The sequence below is a fragment of the Metabacillus litoralis genome, from assembly GCF_020524045.1.
Taxonomy (GTDB): domain Bacteria; phylum Bacillota; class Bacilli; order Bacillales; family Bacillaceae; genus Metabacillus; species Metabacillus litoralis_C.
In genome coordinates this window covers 1-18,496 of record NZ_JAIVKL010000028.1, presented here as the reverse complement: position 1 = coordinate 18,496, position 18,496 = coordinate 1, and the positions used below count along the sequence as shown (strand labels likewise).

The window sequence follows — 18,496 nt, the reverse complement described above, 5'->3', positions numbered from 1 at the left end:
GGACCTAGGAGGGTATGAGTATGAAGACAGTATTAGTCAATGTCGTTACTCCCGATGGCCCAGTTTACGATGCAGACGTAGAAATGGTGAGTGTTAAAGCTCAAAGTGGTGAGCTTGGTATTTTACCAGGTCATATTCCTATGGTTGCCCCATTGCAAATTGGAGCAGTTCGCCTAAAGCAAGGGAGCAGCACTGAATTCGTTGCTGTTACTGGCGGCTTTATCGAAGTACGACCTGACAAGGTTACGATCTTAGCACAAGCAGCTGAAAAAGCAGAGACTATCGATATAGCTCGTGCAGAAGCAGCTAGAAAACGTGCAGAAGAGCGTCTAAATCATAAATCAGACGATATCGATTTTAAGCGTGCTGAACTAGCACTACAACGTGCAATCAACCGCTTAAACGTAACGAAATAAATAAAAAAAGATGGTGTATGACATAAAGTCTGCACCATCTTTTCTTTTATCTTTTATTCGGGCTTTTTTTCAAATGTTTTATAAAAAATATGTATTCAAATTTGTTGTAAAGACAAAATAGAAGATGAGTAAGTGGAATTTTCGTTATGCTGTTTTTAGATTCCTTCTAAAATCCATTAAAGTATTTATAAGCAACATGTTATTTAAGATCTGTGCTACTATTTTTTTATGTGTTGTTATTTATAATTGTGTATTATGAGAATTCTTTTAGCTATAGTATTGTTAAAATTCTTAAATAATTCTTTGGTCTTAAGGATAGGACGAAGAAAATTAACTTCACCCAGCCACAATGAAATCATCTTATAAAAGGTTGAGATGCAATTTAAGACCTGATAGTGTAATGGAGCGGAAGACACTAGACTCCTGTGGGTCTAGAGGAAAGGCTGAGACCCCACAGGCGCCTGCGCCGAGGAGGCTCAGCTTCCTCCCCACGGAAAGCAAGTGTCTGCAGCGAAATGAAACGAACTAAGTTTCAACCAAAACAACAAAGTAATCAAACAAAGTAATCAAATATTACTGCATTAGAAAATGTGCATTGCATTGGTATACAGGATACTCCATTACTCCATGGGGAATACTCAATTTAAAACATATTGCAATCAATAACTTACTTACAAAACCTTGCCATTCTCTCATAACGCTTAGAAAGAGTCATCTCACTCTCATCTTTATGACTCAAATAATGATCTGAAAACATGTTCTGAAAAAACTGGTGATAACGTCCATAACGAATACCCATCACAAATTTATGATCAATAAACGGATACTCTTGCACCAACCACTCTGAACAATCAGAGTTTTCCCTAACAAGAACTTCACACAAATAAATGCTCATACATGTTTCAAATTCCTCTACAGTTATTTGGAAATCGAAATATTTATTTTCCTTAAATAAATCAAAATACAACTTTTCAATGTCGATTAAGCTTCTAGAAGAATAATCAATTATTATATTAAGTTCGTTACAAATCTCTTCAAGTAAAAAAAGATGATCTTTGCGGAACTCGTAGTAATATGTTTGTGCTGCATATATATTATCAAATTCAGGTAATTGATCCCCATACTCAAGTGTTATATCTCTATAATGATCTAACTGTGGTTCAAACATTTTATCCTCCTCAAATTCCTTTGAAATTCGGAAAAGAAAACTATCCGAAGAAAGTATAACATAGAAGAACCCAATAAAAACTTGTAACAATACTTTCATAATTGAGGGGTATTTTGGATGTCTCTATATAGTAAAATAATGGAATGTAACTTGAAAAACGAATTGTAAATGGTCATTTTAATATTCGTAAATTTTTATTAAATTTAAAAATCAATCATGTTACAGAACTTTCACTATATAATGAAAAAGGGTATATACCAACATCAGGAAACAACTAAAAATATTACGAGAAATTAGGTAAAAATAAGGTTGTAATTTTAGGATTTTGTTGTATGATGTAAGTTGCTTTGTGTCTTTTATTTTTGTAAATGAACGAGCAATATTAAAGGGCTGAAACGTCGTTGTACGAGGATTTATGGAGGGATGAATGTGCCCGACTTTGGACAAATTGCTTTACTAAGTATGGTTGTAAACCTCGTTTTTTTTATGATTACTTGGTGGGCATTACAATCAATAAATATTGAAAAATGGCTAAAATCTGGCAAAGTCATGCAAGCAAGAGTACTCTTAATTTTACTAACAATCGCTATTGGTTCTTTAGTAAGTAACTTCTTTTTAGATTACTTACTATGGTCACAGCAACTTCCATCTTTATTTTAAACATGTTTATGGATGGGGAGAACGGGAATAAAAAAACTACATTGATTATGTAGTACATACTATTGCCTTGTCTAATTTTGACGACTTTTTCCACGTATGTGTCGCTTCAATCTGGTAACAATGTTACTAAGGAGAGGAAGTGACCGGGTGTGATAAAAAGAGAAATGGTAATTGTAGCAATCCTAATGTTTATTTGGTTGAATATGTTGGCTAGTCATATAGGGGCGGAAGAAAATATTTCAAAGCTAGAACATATGGCAAATGCAATGGAACGTCATCATATTCAAATGAACGATTGGTCTTTATATTCAAAAAAGACGGTCGATAAAAAGTCTATTGAAGATGTGAAACTTTTTACAAAACAATATCGTCAATATACATGGACGTTTAAAAATGAGGACGACGTATTTAAAGCAATTGGTGTTCATGAAAACAACGAAGAGAATGTTACTGAAAAACTCCAATTGATTACTACCCTCACAAATGATCATGATCAGTCGTATATCCTTTATGAGGTAAAGGGTATAAGTGTGCAAAAAGATTGGTCACAAGTAACTGATTTCTACAATGAACAAGCAATCGACATTTTTGGAGAAAAAACAACAACTTTTGCTTGTTTAACAGGATCTATTGATGATATGATGGAAGTTGTTTTGAATCAGAAATCGAATGAATTATTAAAATATTTTAAAGCAGTAACGGTAGAAGAATTACAAGAAAATCATTTTGTATCAATTTCAGCTAAAACCCCATTGTGGGAAGATTATATTCCAACATCTGAAGATAACATGAATATGCAAATTTCATTAAGATCTGACGGATTGGGCGGTAAAACAACGGTCGTAATAGGAACACCAATCATTACGTCTGAATATTAATATAGAGAAATTGGGACGCGGAGGGGAATACTTTGGAAAAAATCATCGTCCGCGGCGGTCGTAAGTTAAACGGCACTGTGAAAGTAGAAGGAGCAAAAAATGCCGTTTTACCAGTAATCGCTGCATCTTTGTTAGCAAGTGAAGATAAAAGTATTATAAGTAATGTACCTACGCTCTCCGATGTGTATACAATTAATGAAGTTCTTCGCCACTTAGGCGCAGATGTCCATTTTGAAAATAATCAAGTAATTGTAGATGCATCAAAAGAGCTATCAACAGAGGCACCGTTTGAGTATGTAAGAAAAATGCGTGCATCTGTACTCGTTATGGGAGCACTTCTAGCCCGTAAAGGTTCTGCACGTGTTGCATTACCAGGTGGTTGTGCAATTGGATCTCGTCCAATTGATCAACATTTAAAAGGCTTTGAAGCAATGGGAGCTTCCATTAAAGTTGGAAACGGCTTTATCGAAGCAGAAGTAAACGGAAGGCTGAAAGGTGCTAAAGTTTATCTTGATTTCCCAAGTGTTGGAGCAACAGAAAATATCATTATGGCTGCTTCTCTTGCAGAAGGTACTACAGTTCTTGAGAACGTAGCAAAAGAACCAGAAATCGTTGACCTGGCTAATTATATCAATGCGATGGGTGGTAAAATCCGTGGCGCTGGTACAGGAACAATTCGTATTGAAGGTGTTGAGGAATTAAAAGGTGCTCATCACTCAATTATTCCTGACCGAATTGAAGCAGGTACATTCATGGTTGCTGCAGCTATTACACAAGGTAACGTACTCGTTCAAGATGCGGTACCAGAACATTTAACATCTCTTATCGCTAAAATGGAAGAGATGGGAGTAGAAATAATAGAAGAAAAAGATGGTCTACGTGTCATTGGACCAGAAAATTTAAAATCAATAGATATTAAAACAATGCCACACCCTGGATTTCCAACAGATATGCAATCTCAAATGATGGCATTATTATTACGTGCTAAAGGAACGAGTATGATTACTGAAACAGTTTTCGAAAATCGTTTCATGCATGTAGAAGAATTCCGTCGTATGAATGGAGATATCAAAATTGAGGGTCGTTCGGTTATTATCAACGGACCAGTGGGATTACAAGGTGCAGAAGTAGCAGCAACAGATTTACGTGCAGGTGCTGCATTAATTCTTGCAGGTTTAACTGCAGAAGGCCACACACGTGTTACTGAACTAAAGCATTTAGACCGAGGATATGTAGGATTCCACGAAAAATTAGCAGCAATCGGCGCTGATATCGAACGTGTAACTGAAGAAATAAAAACAAATTCTGATCAGCAAGCTGCCGTATCAGATTAATATGCCTTCATAAAAGAAGCAGGAGTCATTATTTTTATGGCGCCCTGCTTCTTTTATTTAGTTTTTAGGACTTTCAAGATATTCTTTGTTTATGCGCCTTCGTTTTAATGGAACGAAATAGTTTATGTACAGAAATTTATTCTAATTACGACTTTACTAGAATACCTATATTAGTTGGCTTTTATACATGGAAGTTAAAAAAAGTTGAGAAAGAATTTAACTGTTAACTATAGAAGGTGTTGATTGTACGTGAATAAATAAGACTCCTACTTAGATGAGGCTCCCGGAAAGCGAAATATAGCCATCTAAACAATACACTCCATATAAGGTTAAAAGCCTTGTCCTTTCTTACTTAAAATAAAGTCATCCACTTGATATTTCTGTCATAAAAGCTTGTCCATAACCATAAGATGGAATATAGATATCCTAATTAATCTAAACCTAAACGGAGGCCTTAGACATGAAACCAATTAAGCCAGCTCTCTTTATCTTTGGAGGTTTATTCTTCATTATCCTGCTCATTCCTACTCTACTAGTTACGCCATTTATGGATCAATCCAAGGGCAAGTTAGGTGAAGAGCTCACTGTGGCAAAAAGTAATGTACCAGTGTTAGCTGAATCACCAGTGGATGTTCCTGTTTATAGAAGTCAAGCGAAGAAAGTTGAAAACATTCCTTTAGAGGAATATGTTATTGGCGTTGTTGCATCTGAAATGCCAGCAGAATTTGAGTTAGAAGCATTAAAGGCACAAGCATTGGCAGCTCGAACATATATTACAAAACAGCTTATGAACGGAAAAAATATTGGTACTCCTGAAGGATCAGGATCGGTTGTTACTGACACAACAATGCATCAGGTTTATAAAAATCAAGAAGAACTGAAGAAACAATGGGGAAATGATTATGCAGCCAAGCTAAATAAAATTACAGAAGCTGTTGCAGCCACACAAGGGAAAATCCTTACATATGAGAAAAAGCCGATTGATGCTTCATTTTTTTCAACAAGTAATGGTTACACAGAAAACTCTGAAGCATATTGGAAGGAAGCCATTCCTTATTTAAAAAGTGTAGAAAGCACATGGGATGAAAAGTCACCTAAATTTTACGATCAGAAAATTATCACGATTAAGCAATTTGAAAATCAACTTGGTGTGAAAGTCGATACAAGCAAAGATACAGTAGGAACAATTAAAGAGCTCACACCTGGAAAGCGTGTGGCAAAGGTAGAAATTAGCGGAAAAGAATTTACTGGCAGACAAATTCGTGAAAAACTTGAGTTAAAATCCTCAGATTTCACGTGGCAAATTAAAGGTGATTCGATCGTTATCAAAACAGAAGGCTTTGGACATGGAGTTGGCATGAGTCAATATGGAGCTAATTTTATGGCTGAAGCAGGTAAATCTTATGAAGAAATCGTGACACATTATTATCAAGGAACAGAAATCGGGACGGCTGAACCGTTTTTATCGAAATACACAGCTAAGCAATAGACATCGAGTAAGGTGCAATTAGACATATTTGTTGATATACCGGTTTTATTTGCGGATTTGCCTAATTTATTTGCTAGTATGCTGAGTTTATTTGCTCAAATCCTCTTTTTATTTGCTAAAAGTAACGATATATTAGTTTTTCGACAAAACTCGTCAATCAAACACACGAAAAGAAGCTATGAACGAGGTGGAATCACTTCACCTATATTCATAGCTTTTTATCATTTCTTCGTAAAATAAATTCGTTTCGCAATCATATAAGAAACAACAACACCAATTGTATCTTTGACAAAATCAATGACTGTTGCTGAGCGAGCTGGTACGAATGATTGGTGAATCTCATCAGTCAGTCCATACAAAATGGCAATTACAGCCGCAACTATACTCATAGCTTCACTCCATTTATTGTGTGCAATAAAAGCAAAGGCCAAAAGCCAATAAAGAATGGCAAATTCAATTAAATGTAATGACTCCTTTATAAGTGAATCAAAAGAAAATGGGGTATTGACTACAGCATTTGCAGGGAAACTGGATAGTGTCCAGATTAATGCCATATAAAGAAGCGGGAAAATAGTAAATAGAATTTTTTTCATGATAAACTCCTTGTTAAATCATCATTTTAAGAATTTTTTTCATATCGTACATATTATTATAAACATAGCACATACTAAATTTTAAAAAATATTTTTCAAGATGTGTATATAATTCAGAAATTCTGTTCAGACTGATTTCTGAGGTGATGATAGAATGAGAGAGGAAGAAAAGAAACGTACTTCTCAAAACACAAAATTAAATCAATTTTTTAGAAAACGTTGGGTATTTCCGGCAATTTACCTAATGAGTGCAGCAGTAATCTTAACGGCGGTATTATGGTATCAAGGAATTAGCAACGATGTAGCTGATGATCTTAGACAACAAAATAATCAAGGTGAAGATGTTGCATTAGAACAACCAGAAGCAGTAGAAGTTAATGCTTTAAAAGAAAACTTTGCAATGCCTGCAATTGATCCAGATCAAGTACAAGTTGTGAAAAAGTTTTATGATGCAAATGCTTCAACAGAAGAGCAAGAAGCTGCCCTTGTATTCTATAATAATACGTATAGAATGAACAAAGGTATTGATATTGCAAGAGAAGATCAAAAAGAATTCGATGTTGTTGCATCATTAAGTGGAACAGTAGCGAAAGCTGAAAAAGATCCGATTCTTGGGTATGTTGTTGAAATTGAGCACGAAAACGATGTTGTGACAGTATACCAATCATTAGCTGAAGCAAATGTACAAGCTGGTGATAAAGTAGAGCAAAACGAACTAATCGGGAAAGCTGGAAAAAATCTTTATAATGAAGAAGATGGCATCCACGTACACTTTGAAGTTCGTCAAAGCGGAAAAGCTGTAAATCCTCTAACATATATGGATAAGCCGGTAACATCCATTGAAGAAGCAACAAGTGAACAAGCTAAAGAAGAGGAAGCTAAAGAAGAAGAAGCTCCAGCTGAAGAATCAGAAACTCCTAAAGTAGAAGAGTCTGATGAAAAGTCTCCAGAAACAGACAAAGATGCTGAAAAGGGAGAAACTGAAGGAAGCGAAAATTCTAATCAGCCTGAGACTTCAAAAAGTACAATAAACTCGTAATGATTTCTTTCATATGAGGTTGAGCTCAATTTTCTTCGAGATCAACCTCAATTTTTTTTGTTTGAAAAAGTAAAGAAAACACATAACCTATAACTCCACCTACTGTATTCAGTAGCAAATCATCCACATCAAAAGCACCTACTCGAAACAAAATCTGTAAACACTCTATACCAAATGATAATACAAAAGTGTATATCAAAATTCTCATCAGTGAAGAACGAGGAATGATGAAAACAATGAGAAAACCAAAAGGTAAAAACGCAAGAATATTTCCAATAAATTGATCTGTTAAAGAAAATCCAGTAAACGTAGAAAAATAGCCCTGTATTGTTGTGAATGGAACAAGATTATAGGCTATAACACCCTCAACAGATTGACGATAGTGTGAGAAAAACAATAAATAAAGAAGAAAACAAAGATAAGCGAAAAAACTTATATAAACTAACAGCTTTAAAACCTTTCTCATTAATCAGCCTCCTATAAGTAAAGTATCAGAAATGATGATGAAATTGGAAGTGTTTTATTTCCCTATGAATGCCATGTGATACGATCGATTTTTGTCGAGAAAAAATCATAGGATAATAAACCTGAATTTTCTAAAAAGTATTGACCGATTGGTATGTGGGATTCATAATAAAAAATGAAATGACACAAAATATGGCAAAGAGGTGAACAACTATGTGTAATAATGATAACGCTTACAACAAAAAGGAGGGATATTCGATTGTTCATCTTTCTTATTCTAGTTATAACAGGTTTTAGCCTGTTTATGAGCTTACGCAAAAAAAAGCCTCAATTTTTACTAATACCAGTTCTATCACTACTACTCTACTTCATAGTGCAAATTGCTCTCGTACCAGCATCATTTATTGACACATTAAAATTTATATTTAGTTTATCTTAATTTGAACACTTGTTTGCTTTATATCTTTATGGAGGTGGCTAAATGAAAAAGATTGAAAAAAAGGTCGCGGACGCATATTTTAAGGAACGAACACGCAATATTATTATTTATTTAATTATCGGGTTTTTAGCTTCATTTGGAGTGGTGTTATTTGCTGAACCTCTAAGTGAAATCACAATCAATGGATTTCCGTTTCACTATTTCATGGGAGCTCAAGGGGCAATTGTTATTTTTATTCTTTTATTGTTTGTTAATGCAAAGGTTAGTGACAGTATCGATAAAAAATACGGAATTGATGAAAATAAAAATGTTCAATTAAGTGCTGGTAAATCAGTCGATCATTAAATAATGGCAAAAAAGGGATCTAGATTAATCATCTGTGAGTCAACATCAGCTATCTTGGGTAGATAGTGTAGAAGAGGAAAGCCGAGACAAAAGGGGGATCTTCATTGGACGCACAATTTTTAGTATCATTAACGATTATTTTAGTCACATTTGCTTTATATATTGGGATCGCTATTTATAATACAGCTAAGCAAACATCAGATTTCTATGTAGCAGGACGCGGTATTCCACCGATCTTTAACGGAATGGCCATCGGGGCTGATTGGATGAGTGCTGCATCATTCATTGGTTTAGCTGGAACAATTATGCTACTCGGATATGATGGACTTGCTTACATTATGGGGTGGACAGGCGGATATCTATTATTAACCTTCTTATTGGCACCACAGCTTCGTAAATATGGTCGTTATACGGTGCCAGAGTTTATCGGAGATCGTTATAATAGCCATACGGCACGTGTTATTGCAGCCATCTGTACAATTATTATTAGCTTCACCTACTCGATTGGTCAGCTTTCTGGATCAGGAGTTGTTATTGGACGTCTTTTTGAAATCGACGCCAAAATTGGTACATTAATTGGTGTTGTGCTTATTGCATTTTATTCTGCTTTCGGTGGAATGAAAGGGATTACATGGACGCAGGTTGCTCAGTATTTAATTTTAATTATTGCGTATATCATTCCTGTAATCTTTATGTCTCTTCAAATCACAGGTAACCCAGCACCTTGGTTATCTTATGGGAAAATTGTAGAGGAAATGGGAGCACTCGATCGGGAACTAGGAATCTCTGAATATTTTGCCCCGTTTACCAATGGAACAAAATGGCAATTTCTAGCTCTTATGTTTACATTAATCGCAGGGACAGCAGGCTTACCACATGTTATTGTTCGTTTTTATACCGTTTCAACGATGAAAGCAGCAAGATGGTCTGGAGCATGGGCTTTACTTTTCATTGGTCTACTATACTTATCAGCACCAGCATATGCCGCGTTTTCACGTTTTATTTTAATGACAAAAGTAGCTGGTCAAAAGCTATCTGAGCTACCATCTTGGACCGCGTCATGGGTTAATACAGGTAAGCTACAAATAGCAGATAGCAATGGTGACGGCATTCTTCAATGGAGTGAGCTCATTATATCAAATGACATTGTTGTTATGGCCACACCTGAAATTGCCAATCTTGGATTATTTGTTATCGGTCTTGTTGCAGCAGGGGCAATGGCAGCAGCTTTATCCACAGCCGGTGGTCTTATGATTGCGATTTCTTCTTCTTTTGCACATGATATTTACTACAGAGTACTTAAGCCAAATGCTTCTGAAAAGAATCGTTTAGCTGTTGCAAGATGGTCCATTGTTATCGCTACTGTGTTAGCAGGTTTAGTAGCATTAAACCCACCAGGAGCCATCACACAGATTGTTGCCTGGGCATTTGCGCTCGCTTCAGGTACCTTCTTCCCAGCATTATTAATTGGGGTATGGTGGAAGCGCTCAAACACTTATGGTGTCATCTCTGGAATGCTAGCAGGCCTAGGGGTCACATTAACTTATATCTTCTTAGCTAAATATGGTGGCTTTACAATCCTCGGTATCATTGATACAGGAGCAGGTGTATTTGGAGCCACAGCAGCTATTTTAACAAATGTCATTGTTTCTCTAGCAACGAAGCCACCTTCTATCAAAACACAAGAAGAAGTGCTTAACCTTCGTTACCCAGAGCAAATGACATATAAAGATGGCGAGGTTTGGATGGATTAAGATAAATATAAACATAGACAATTGTGCTTTTTAGCATGATTGTCTTTTTTTTGTTGTAAAGTTCAATAAATGAATTGAATACATCCTCTTCATCAGGAGAAGCACGTCAAAGGGAGATCTCAAGGCGTTCGCCTAGGAGACAAAAAGAACTGTGAAATCAGCTAGAAAAAGAAATAAATAAGTTATGTTTCTTATCTGGAACGAATACCTTTAATTAAGTAAGGGCGAGGTACATCTGGATATATTTTTTACAAAACATTTTCTGCACAATATTCGCTTAGAACTCGACAAATTTCTCGGGAAATAATCATTCATCCTAATTTCATAAGCTGAAATAAAAAACATTATTTAGAAAAAAATCCTGAGGTTTTCCTTTGAAAGACAAGGGTTTTAATAAAAAAAATAAAGAAAGCCTTGTCCCACTTGAGTTTTCTTGCATATATCCTTACCCAAGCTAATAAAATGTTACAAACCTATCAAAGAGAGTGTTTGAGGTGAGGGATCGTGAGTGTAAAATTTAATCGCTGTAATAGAGGCATCATACGATCATCTAAGAGAAAGTCAGCCAAAGTGTCTTGGTATGCGAGTCTCATTTCACACTTCTCACATCCATATTAGGGAGGTCGAGTGGTGTGCACGATTACATCAAAGAACGCACAATCAAGATTGGGAAGTATATCGTGGAGACAAAGAAAACAGTTCGCGTCATTGCGAAGGAATTTGGAGTTTCCAAAAGTACCGTCCATAAAGATTTAACGGAGAGGCTACCTGAAATTAATCCTGATCTTGCAAATGAGGTAAAGGAAATACTTGATTATCATAAATCAATTAGGCATCTGCGTGGTGGAGAAGCAACAAAGCTTAAGTATAAGAAGGACGAGATTTTAGAGGAAGAACCAGTGAAATAAAGGTCTATCTATCAATTTCTTGTTAATCGACATTTCCCTACATAAACCCGCGAAATAATTTTACAAAATCATACTATTTTTGCGATTTTATGATAAAATATTTAATTAGGTTAAACTATTACGGGAATGTAGATAAGCAAGGAGGATATAGATAGAATGTTTGCGAGGGATATTGGTATAGATCTTGGTACTGCTAATGTACTAATACATGTAAAAGGTAAAGGTATTGTTTTAAATGAACCGTCCGTTGTTGCGTTAGACAAGAATTCAGGAAAGGTTCTTGCTGTTGGTGAAGAAGCTAGACGTATGGTAGGACGTACTCCTGGGAATATTGTTGCAATTCGCCCATTGAAAGATGGCGTCATTGCAGATTTTGAAGTAACAGAAGCGATGTTAAAGCACTTTATAAATAAGCTTAATGTAAAAGGCTTATTATCTAAGCCACGTATGCTTATTTGTTGTCCAACAAATATTACATCTGTTGAACAAAAAGCGATTAAAGAAGCTGCAGAAAAAAGCGGTGGCAAAAATGTTTTTCTTGAGGAAGAACCAAAGGTAGCAGCAATTGGTGCCGGAATGGACATCTTCCAACCTTATGGAAATATGGTAGTTGATATTGGCGGTGGAACAACAGATGTCGCAGTTTTATCAATGGGCGATATTGTCACCGCCTCTTCAATTAAAATGGCAGGGGACAAGTTTGACCTTGAAATTTTAAATTACATCAAAAGAGAGTACAAGCTTCTTATCGGTGAACGCACAGCAGAAGACATTAAGATAAATGTTGCAACGGTATTCCCAGGCGCACGTTATGAAGAGATTGACATACGTGGACGTGACATGGTGACAGGTTTACCTCGCACAATCACTGTTAACTCAAAAGAAGTAGAATCAGCACTTCGTGAACCAGTAGCTGCGATCGTACAAGCTGCTAAAAGCGTACTAGAACGTACTCCTCCTGAGCTATCTGCAGACATTATTGATCGTGGCGTCATTTTAACAGGTGGTGGTGCCTTGTTAAACGGACTAGATCAATTATTAGCTGAAGAACTAAAGGTACCAGTACTAGTTGCTGAAGCACCAATGGATTGCGTAGCAATTGGCACAGGAATTATGCTAGATAACATGGATAAATTACCACGTAAGAAATTTGGTTGAGATCAAGTACCTTACGAATGAAGTCCATACTATTTATATAGATAGGAAAAGGAGCTAGGATTGCCTGGCTCTTTTTTTGATGTTTATCTTAAATGCAGGTGTAAAGTATAGTGTGTGGTTGATTTGCGCTAGGTCCGGACACTTTATTATCCGGTATATATTTGCATCGTTAATTGGAGCCTTGAAGGTATTGGTACAAGTAAATATCATTCTCGGAAGACACACAGAGATTAATTTCAAATATAACAATTATGAAAAAAAGGCCCTCTATATAGAATAGAGAACCTTTTATGAATGATTTTAATTTTTACTACTTCAATTCCATCCAACTACCAACATGGTGAACAGCGAATCCGTTAAAGTTTGAATAACTTCCATAAGAATTTTGTACAAGCTCTAATTGTGTATTCATTGCAGCTTGTCCTTCTTCATAGAAAGTTAAAAATCCGTCATTGCCTAAATTCATAGTTTCAACTGCGATGTTCACTTTTTTGTTTAGCGTGTTTGCGGTATTCATCTCATATTTCACTAACTCAATAATACCGTTAGGACCGACAGCTTTATCGCGGTATGCCATAATAGTTACTTCATCTGTTAAATTAATCGCCCATTTTGCGAGGTTTCCTTTACCATGCTTGTTTTTATAAGTCATTTCATCAAACCAAAATGGAATGTCTACAGCAAATGAAATTCCTAATGATGTAGCTTTATTAGAAGCGACGATAAGTGCATTTTGATATTTATTAACAGCCGCTTTGTAGTTTGATGTCCATAGCGGAGTTAAATAAGGTTCAATATCAAGGTGAATGCCCGAAAATTTTTCAGTAGCTTGTGAAGATTGTTGATAAGTTGTTACCCAGCTTAAAAAGTTCGTAAACCCTTTTGAAGTTGGACCCCAGTTTGGATCACCATCTAATGCGTAGACCTTGATATTCTTTATGCTTGCTTCACTAATGAATTTTTTATAATAAGTTGTATTTACATTTCGATTAATTTGTAAGTAAACATGTTTAACTTGTTTTTCTTCTAGAAATTGAAGAGTAGCCACTCGGTCATTTACGATTTTATTCGTATCCCATAACCATGTTGAATACTCAGGTGATATAGGATTTTCCATAGCTGTTGCTTTGTTATTCATCCCGATAACTCCTAGCTGACTACCTAAAACAAATAAAGCAGTTAACACACAAATGATACCTTTTAGCATCTTCATATCTTCTTCTCCCTCTCATCCCGAGGCTCGGAAAGGGAGCCTGGCAACTTGGCAACCGTACAATGTAAACATTGGTTAGGCCCATAGCTTTGCGTCCTTATCTTTCGACAAGTTTGCCTTTTTCAGTTTTATTTTCTTAAGTATATAGTCATATGCTACAGATTCAAATAGGTTTTTGGACCTATAAAAGGCTTTTTTAAAAGTATTATTCCTTTTAGTAAAAGGCTATGTTAAAGCTTAAGGTTGTTTTTTAGCACTTGGTTGATTGGAGTGAAAGGCATGAGACTCCTGCGGGAGAAGCGTGTCGAAGGGAGACCCCACAGGCGCTTGCGCCGAGGAGGCTTCCGGACCGCCCGCGGAAAGCGAATGCCTGTAACGAAAATCAACCACAAAGTTTAACAGAGCCTAGTAAAAAGTAATGTTTATTACAACAAAGTATGAAAAAGGTATTTTTAAAGAAAGCTTAAAAAATACCTCGTTCAAAAAATTACATACATTTCCTAAAAAAATGTAATGAGAAAACGTTGCATCTCCTTTATAATGAAAGTTAGGGAATTCTGTCGAAAGGAATTCATTGTTCGGACTACTAACACTAAGGTGGGTGCACTATGTTAAGAGGTTTATATACAGCAACAGCAGGAATGTTAACGCAACAAAGACGTACGGAAATGCTCTCAAACAACATGGCAAATTCAACAACTCCAGGCTATAAAGCAGATCAATCTTCTGTTCGCGCGTTTCCAGAAATGCTGCTACAAAGACTGGACAATAAATCAGTACCTACTGTAAATGGCGCAAACTTTGGAGGAATGACTCCAATAGGCACAATTAATACAGGAGTGTATTTACAAGAGATAGGTAATCAGTACCTTCAAGGTGGATTAAAAGAAACAGGATTGAAATCTGATATTGCATTAGTTGAAGAAAATGTTCCATTTAACCCAGAAACAAATCTTAAAGGAACATTACTATTTGCTGTTGATACACCAACTGGTGATGAAAGATACACACGAAATGGCCATTTTTCACTAGATGATAACGGGATTTTACTGTCTAACGGAAATACGGTCTTATCTACTACAGGTGAGCCGATTTCAATACAAACAAGCAATTATGAAATTACTCCAAATGGAGAGGTATATAATCTTGATCTTCAAGGCGCAGACCAATTTCTAGGTCAAATCGATGTACGTTACGAAGCAGATGTACGAAACTTAGTTAGAGAAGGTAACGGACTATTTCGTACTGCTGATGAAGGTGTATTACCAACTGCGATTGGTAACGGAGACATTCAATATAATTTAAGACAAAACTACGTAGAAAATTCAACAGTTGATGTTGGTCGAACGTATACAGATATGATGACAGCTTATCGATCTTTTGAAGCAAACCAAAAAGTATTACAAGCGTATGATAAAAGTATGGACAAGGCCGCAAACGAAATAGGCCGCTTAAGATAATAGGAGGTACTAATAATGTTACGCTCAATGATTACAGCGACTAATTCGATGGCACAATTTCAAAAGCAACTTGATAAAATTGGTCATAACTTAGCTAATGTAGATACTCAAGGATTCAAACGTACGGAAACAACATTTTCAGAGTTGGTTCGTCAGCAGTTTAATACAACAACAAACGAGCCCGCAAATGAGCTTGAAGAAAAGCTGATTTTGAACTCTGAATTGGGGATTATGCAAGGAACTGGTAGCAAGCTAAATAGCAGTGTTGTTTTTACACAAGGAAGTGTAAAGCAAACAGGTCGTTCACTTGATATTGCATTGACTGTTCCTAATCAATTTTTACAGATCGATGTGAATGGAGAAATAAATTATACAAGAGATGGTGCGTTATATTTATCTCCAACAAATGATGGAACAAATCGCTTTATGCTAGCAACAGCGAGTGGTAATCGTGTTTTAGATGAAAATCAAGATCCGATCTACTTAAATGATACGTTTAAAGAAATTGTTATTTCACAAGATGGAGTACTAACAGCCGTTCCAAAAAATGATACAGAGCTTCCGCAAATTTTTGAGCTTGGTGTTGTTGGGCTAGATCGTCCACAAATGCTAATTGAAAAAGGAAATAATCTCTACGGTTTAAAGAACTTAGGAAATATACCAATCAATGATGTGTTAACCTTTTTAGATGGAGCCGATCGAGCTGTTCAGCAAGGTGCACTTGAAATGTCCAATGTTGATTTAACAAAGGAAATGACCGATTTAATGATCTCACAGCGTTCTTATCAAATGAATGCAAAAACAGTTACACTTGGTGACCAAATGTTGGGATTAATTAATGGTGTTAGATAGGAGTTATGACTATTGGTTGCAAAAGAAACGACTAAAACATACACTCGGGAAGAACTAAAAAAAGCAAAAAAGGCGAACAAGGCAACAAACAAGGAAAAAGAAGGGGCAAAAGAAAAAACCCCTAGAAGAATTCGTATACGTCTTCTGCCGATATGGTTAAGAGTTCTCCTCATCCTCATTTTATTAGGTTTAAGTGCAATTGCTGGACTTATTGTGGGCTATGGAGTCATCGGTAATGGAAATCCAGCAGATGCCTTAGAGAAATCAACATGGCAGCATATTATTGATTTGGTTGAAAAAAAATAAATACAAGGTTATACTTTTGCATAAAGGAAGGTTTGCTTAATACCTTCCTTTTGTTGTATACATAATGGCTTTTTTAAAGGGCTTAATTACAAATAAAAAACTTATAGCAAGGCTCTTTTCTGAACGATTGTTGCTATGTAACCAAAATTTATAGTGAAAGCAGTGTTTTTTCACTATAAGGGTACTATTTTATGAAGAAAAGATGCCACTAGACTTAATACAGTGCTGATTGCTTCGATTATTGAAAAGCAACAAAGTTTGCGAAATTAGCCTATAGCAAAGTCATAAATAAACATGACCTTTTATTAGAAGCCTAAATAAACCTTAAGGAGTTTATACATATGCTTGATATTCAACAAATTAAAGAAATCATCCCACATCGCTATCCGTTTTTACTGGTTGATCGTGTTCTAGAAATTGAAGAAGGAAAAAAGGCAGTAGGCATTAAAAATGTTTCAGCAAATGAAGAATTTTTCAATGGTCATTTTCCAGATTATCCAGTTATGCCAGGAGTGTTAATTGTTGAGGCACTTGCTCAGGTTGGAGCAGTAGCCATTTTGAAAAAAGAAGAAAATCGCGGGCGCTTAGCATTTTTCGCAGGTATTGATAATTGCCGATTCAAAAGACAAGTAAAACCTGGTGATCAGCTTCGTTTAGAAGTTGAAATCATCCGTTTAAGAGGCTCACTTGGAAAAGGAAAAGCAATAGCTACAGTTGATGGTGAAGTTGCTTGTGAAACAGAAATCATGTTTGCATTAGGTGAGAAAAAAGCAGAAGAATAAACGTAAGAGACAAATGACCAGCACAAGTAGGTCATTTGTCTCTTTTTGTTATAGAAAGGTTTTGAAGACGAAAAACTTGTCTATATAAAGCATAACGGCCGAAAGAAAAAAATGTGTATGAAATAAATTTGTTTGGGAAACATAAGCAAAGACCGTACCAAAATAAAGGTCAAAATCGAAAGGAGCAATAATTATGAGCAAAAAATGGTTTTTAACTCTATCAGGTTCTCTTCTTGCAGCAATGATCGTAACAGGCTGTGCTGCAGATGATCAAGATCCAGCACCACCAGAAGATACAATGGAAGAAACTCCAGGTGAAGATATGGAACAAGAAATGGAAGAAGGCATGGATGAAGGTGAAGACATGCTAGAAGAGGGCGGAGAAAACATTCAAGAAGGCATGGATGAAACAGGTGACATGCTAGAAGAAGGCGCTGACAATGCTGAGGAAGGTATGGAAGAAGGCATGGACAACGCTGAAGAAGGAACAGACCTTACTGAAGATAATGGGAATGTAGATAAAGAGGAAGATAAATAATTGATCCTTTGGAAGGGCTAACATTTGATGTTGGCCTTTTTTGGTTGTTTGGGTTGGCGAATGGAGAGTGCGTGCGGCGTGGCGTGTGTGAGGATGGGCGTATTTTGTCGGATTTTGAAGAATCGCTGATAAATTGAGAAAATCGCCGATAAATGTCCAACGTGCTTACTAGTACAAGCAAAATAACAAGAAAGTTAGTCAATTTTCAAGGACCGTGATGTTGAAAAAGGTCAAATATTAATAAACAGCACCAAATTTCAGAAGAAATCTCCAAAATCTCCTCATATTTTACCCCCGAAGGACAACGTAAAGTGTCAACGAAACGCTGCAAGAAGCGCAACTACAATAAAAGTTAGTCAATTTTCAATAATGCTAGGTAATTAAATGGTCAAATATAAGATATGTCTTTGATTCTTTAAAACTTTCTTGGTCATCATAAGTGCGAATTTTGTCGGAATTTGAGGAATCGAAGATAAATCGGAATAATCGAAGATAAATCAGAAAAATCGAAGATAAATTTCCAGAATCGCTGATATTTTTAAATAATCAAAGATAAATTCCCAACGTGCAATTTGTAGAGAGTCAAGTCCTTAATCTTGTGTAAATTCTTGAACAAATATTTTCAACTATCATTCAGACCTGTTTTAAAGATTATTATCAAATCCCACCAACATTTTTTTTGCGGAACTTCCATGTGTT

The 18,496-nt window shown here is 35.9% G+C and carries 19 protein-coding genes and 1 riboswitch; of the genes, 15 read left to right on the top strand and 4 right to left on the bottom strand.

Going from position 1 to position 18,496, the window contains the following annotated elements; translation table 11 throughout:
• Positions 1–20 precede the first annotated feature (20 nt).
• Positions 21–416 carry a F0F1 ATP synthase subunit epsilon gene (locus LC076_RS22955; protein WP_226671450.1) on the top strand — a complete coding sequence of 132 codons (396 nt, stop codon included), beginning with the start codon at positions 21–23 and terminating at the stop codon, positions 414–416.
• Between the two features lie 667 nt (positions 417–1,083).
• On the opposite strand, the gene LC076_RS22950 is transcribed toward LC076_RS22955, so the two are convergent.
• The gene (locus LC076_RS22950) at positions 1,084–1,584 is read right to left on the bottom strand and encodes a hypothetical protein (RefSeq protein WP_226671449.1); all 501 of its coding nucleotides are present in this window, start codon (positions 1,582–1,584) and stop codon (positions 1,084–1,086) included.
• Positions 1,585–2,007: 423 nt separating this feature from the next.
• Between LC076_RS22950 and LC076_RS22945 the strand changes: the two genes are divergently transcribed.
• The 4 genes from LC076_RS22945 (at position 2,008) to spoIID (ending at position 5,945) form a co-directional block, all read left to right on the top strand.
• The gene (locus LC076_RS22945) at positions 2,008–2,244 is read left to right on the top strand and encodes a DUF1146 family protein (protein WP_226671448.1); all 237 of its coding nucleotides are present in this window, start codon (positions 2,008–2,010) and stop codon (positions 2,242–2,244) included.
• A gap of 149 nt (positions 2,245–2,393) precedes the next feature.
• Positions 2,394–3,122: a YwmB family TATA-box binding protein gene (locus LC076_RS22940; RefSeq protein WP_226671447.1), complete on the top strand. Its 729-nt coding sequence runs from the start codon at positions 2,394–2,396 to the stop codon at positions 3,120–3,122.
• Positions 3,123–3,154: 32 nt separating this feature from the next.
• A complete protein-coding gene (gene murA / locus LC076_RS22935) occupies positions 3,155–4,456 on the top strand; it encodes a UDP-N-acetylglucosamine 1-carboxyvinyltransferase (RefSeq protein WP_226671446.1) in 1,302 nt (433 codons plus the stop codon).
• Between the two features lie 460 nt (positions 4,457–4,916).
• Positions 4,917–5,945 (top strand): stage II sporulation protein D, encoded by a 1,029-nt coding sequence (gene spoIID / locus LC076_RS22930; RefSeq protein WP_226671445.1) that lies wholly within the window; start codon positions 4,917–4,919, stop codon positions 5,943–5,945.
• A 221-nt stretch (positions 5,946–6,166) separates the two neighbouring features.
• Here spoIID and LC076_RS22925 read toward each other — a convergent pair whose 3' ends face one another.
• On the bottom strand, positions 6,167–6,538 hold the full coding sequence (locus tag LC076_RS22925; protein WP_226671444.1) for a VanZ family protein: 372 nt from the start codon (positions 6,536–6,538) through the stop codon (positions 6,167–6,169).
• A 154-nt stretch (positions 6,539–6,692) separates the two neighbouring features.
• Here LC076_RS22925 and LC076_RS22920 point away from each other — a divergent pair, with 154 nt between their 5' ends.
• On the top strand, positions 6,693–7,577 hold the full coding sequence (locus LC076_RS22920) for a M23 family metallopeptidase (RefSeq protein ID WP_226671443.1): 885 nt from the start codon (positions 6,693–6,695) through the stop codon (positions 7,575–7,577).
• Between the two features lie 25 nt (positions 7,578–7,602).
• On the opposite strand, the gene LC076_RS22915 is transcribed toward LC076_RS22920, so the two are convergent.
• Positions 7,603–8,043, bottom strand: coding sequence for a VanZ family protein (locus tag LC076_RS22915; RefSeq protein ID WP_226671442.1), 441 nt, complete (start codon positions 8,041–8,043; stop codon positions 7,603–7,605).
• A gap of 480 nt (positions 8,044–8,523) precedes the next feature.
• Here LC076_RS22915 and LC076_RS22910 point away from each other — a divergent pair, with 480 nt between their 5' ends.
• The 4 genes from LC076_RS22910 to LC076_RS22895 all read left to right on the top strand — a co-directional run bounded on the left by LC076_RS22910 (position 8,524) and on the right by LC076_RS22895 (position 12,646).
• Positions 8,524–8,826 (top strand): DUF4212 domain-containing protein, encoded by a 303-nt coding sequence (locus LC076_RS22910; RefSeq protein WP_226671441.1) that lies wholly within the window; start codon positions 8,524–8,526, stop codon positions 8,824–8,826.
• A 104-nt stretch (positions 8,827–8,930) separates the two neighbouring features.
• Complete coding sequence (locus LC076_RS22905) at positions 8,931–10,580, top strand: sodium:solute symporter family protein (protein ID WP_226671440.1); 1,650 nt, start codon at positions 8,931–8,933, stop codon at positions 10,578–10,580.
• 632 nt (positions 10,581–11,212) lie between these two features.
• Positions 11,213–11,488 (top strand): sporulation transcriptional regulator SpoIIID, encoded by a 276-nt coding sequence (gene spoIIID / locus LC076_RS22900; protein ID WP_026563140.1) that lies wholly within the window; start codon positions 11,213–11,215, stop codon positions 11,486–11,488.
• 156 nt (positions 11,489–11,644) lie between these two features.
• The gene (locus tag LC076_RS22895) at positions 11,645–12,646 is read left to right on the top strand and encodes a rod shape-determining protein (RefSeq protein WP_226671439.1); all 1,002 of its coding nucleotides are present in this window, start codon (positions 11,645–11,647) and stop codon (positions 12,644–12,646) included.
• A gap of 310 nt (positions 12,647–12,956) precedes the next feature.
• Here LC076_RS22895 and LC076_RS22890 read toward each other — a convergent pair whose 3' ends face one another.
• Positions 12,957–13,859, bottom strand: coding sequence for an amidase (locus LC076_RS22890; protein ID WP_226671438.1), 903 nt, complete (start codon positions 13,857–13,859; stop codon positions 12,957–12,959).
• A 39-nt stretch (positions 13,860–13,898) separates the two neighbouring features.
• Positions 13,899–13,987: riboswitch (cyclic di-GMP riboswitch) on the bottom strand.
• A gap of 480 nt (positions 13,988–14,467) precedes the next feature.
• Between LC076_RS22890 and LC076_RS22885 the strand changes: the two genes are divergently transcribed.
• From LC076_RS22885 to LC076_RS22865, 5 genes are all read left to right on the top strand, one after another.
• A complete protein-coding gene (locus LC076_RS22885; protein ID WP_226671437.1) occupies positions 14,468–15,319 on the top strand; it encodes a flagellar hook-basal body protein in 852 nt (283 codons plus the stop codon).
• Between the two features lie 15 nt (positions 15,320–15,334).
• Positions 15,335–16,171 (top strand): flagellar hook-basal body protein, encoded by an 837-nt coding sequence (locus LC076_RS22880; protein WP_226671436.1) that lies wholly within the window; start codon positions 15,335–15,337, stop codon positions 16,169–16,171.
• A gap of 12 nt (positions 16,172–16,183) precedes the next feature.
• Positions 16,184–16,477 carry a DNA-directed RNA polymerase subunit beta gene (locus LC076_RS22875; RefSeq protein WP_226671435.1) on the top strand — a complete coding sequence of 98 codons (294 nt, stop codon included), beginning with the start codon at positions 16,184–16,186 and terminating at the stop codon, positions 16,475–16,477.
• Positions 16,478–16,818: 341 nt separating this feature from the next.
• Positions 16,819–17,259 carry a 3-hydroxyacyl-ACP dehydratase FabZ gene (gene fabZ, locus LC076_RS22870; protein WP_226671434.1) on the top strand — a complete coding sequence of 147 codons (441 nt, stop codon included), beginning with the start codon at positions 16,819–16,821 and terminating at the stop codon, positions 17,257–17,259.
• Between the two features lie 193 nt (positions 17,260–17,452).
• Positions 17,453–17,797, top strand: coding sequence for a hypothetical protein (locus LC076_RS22865; protein ID WP_226671433.1), 345 nt, complete (start codon positions 17,453–17,455; stop codon positions 17,795–17,797).
• Positions 17,798–18,496 lie beyond the last annotated feature (699 nt).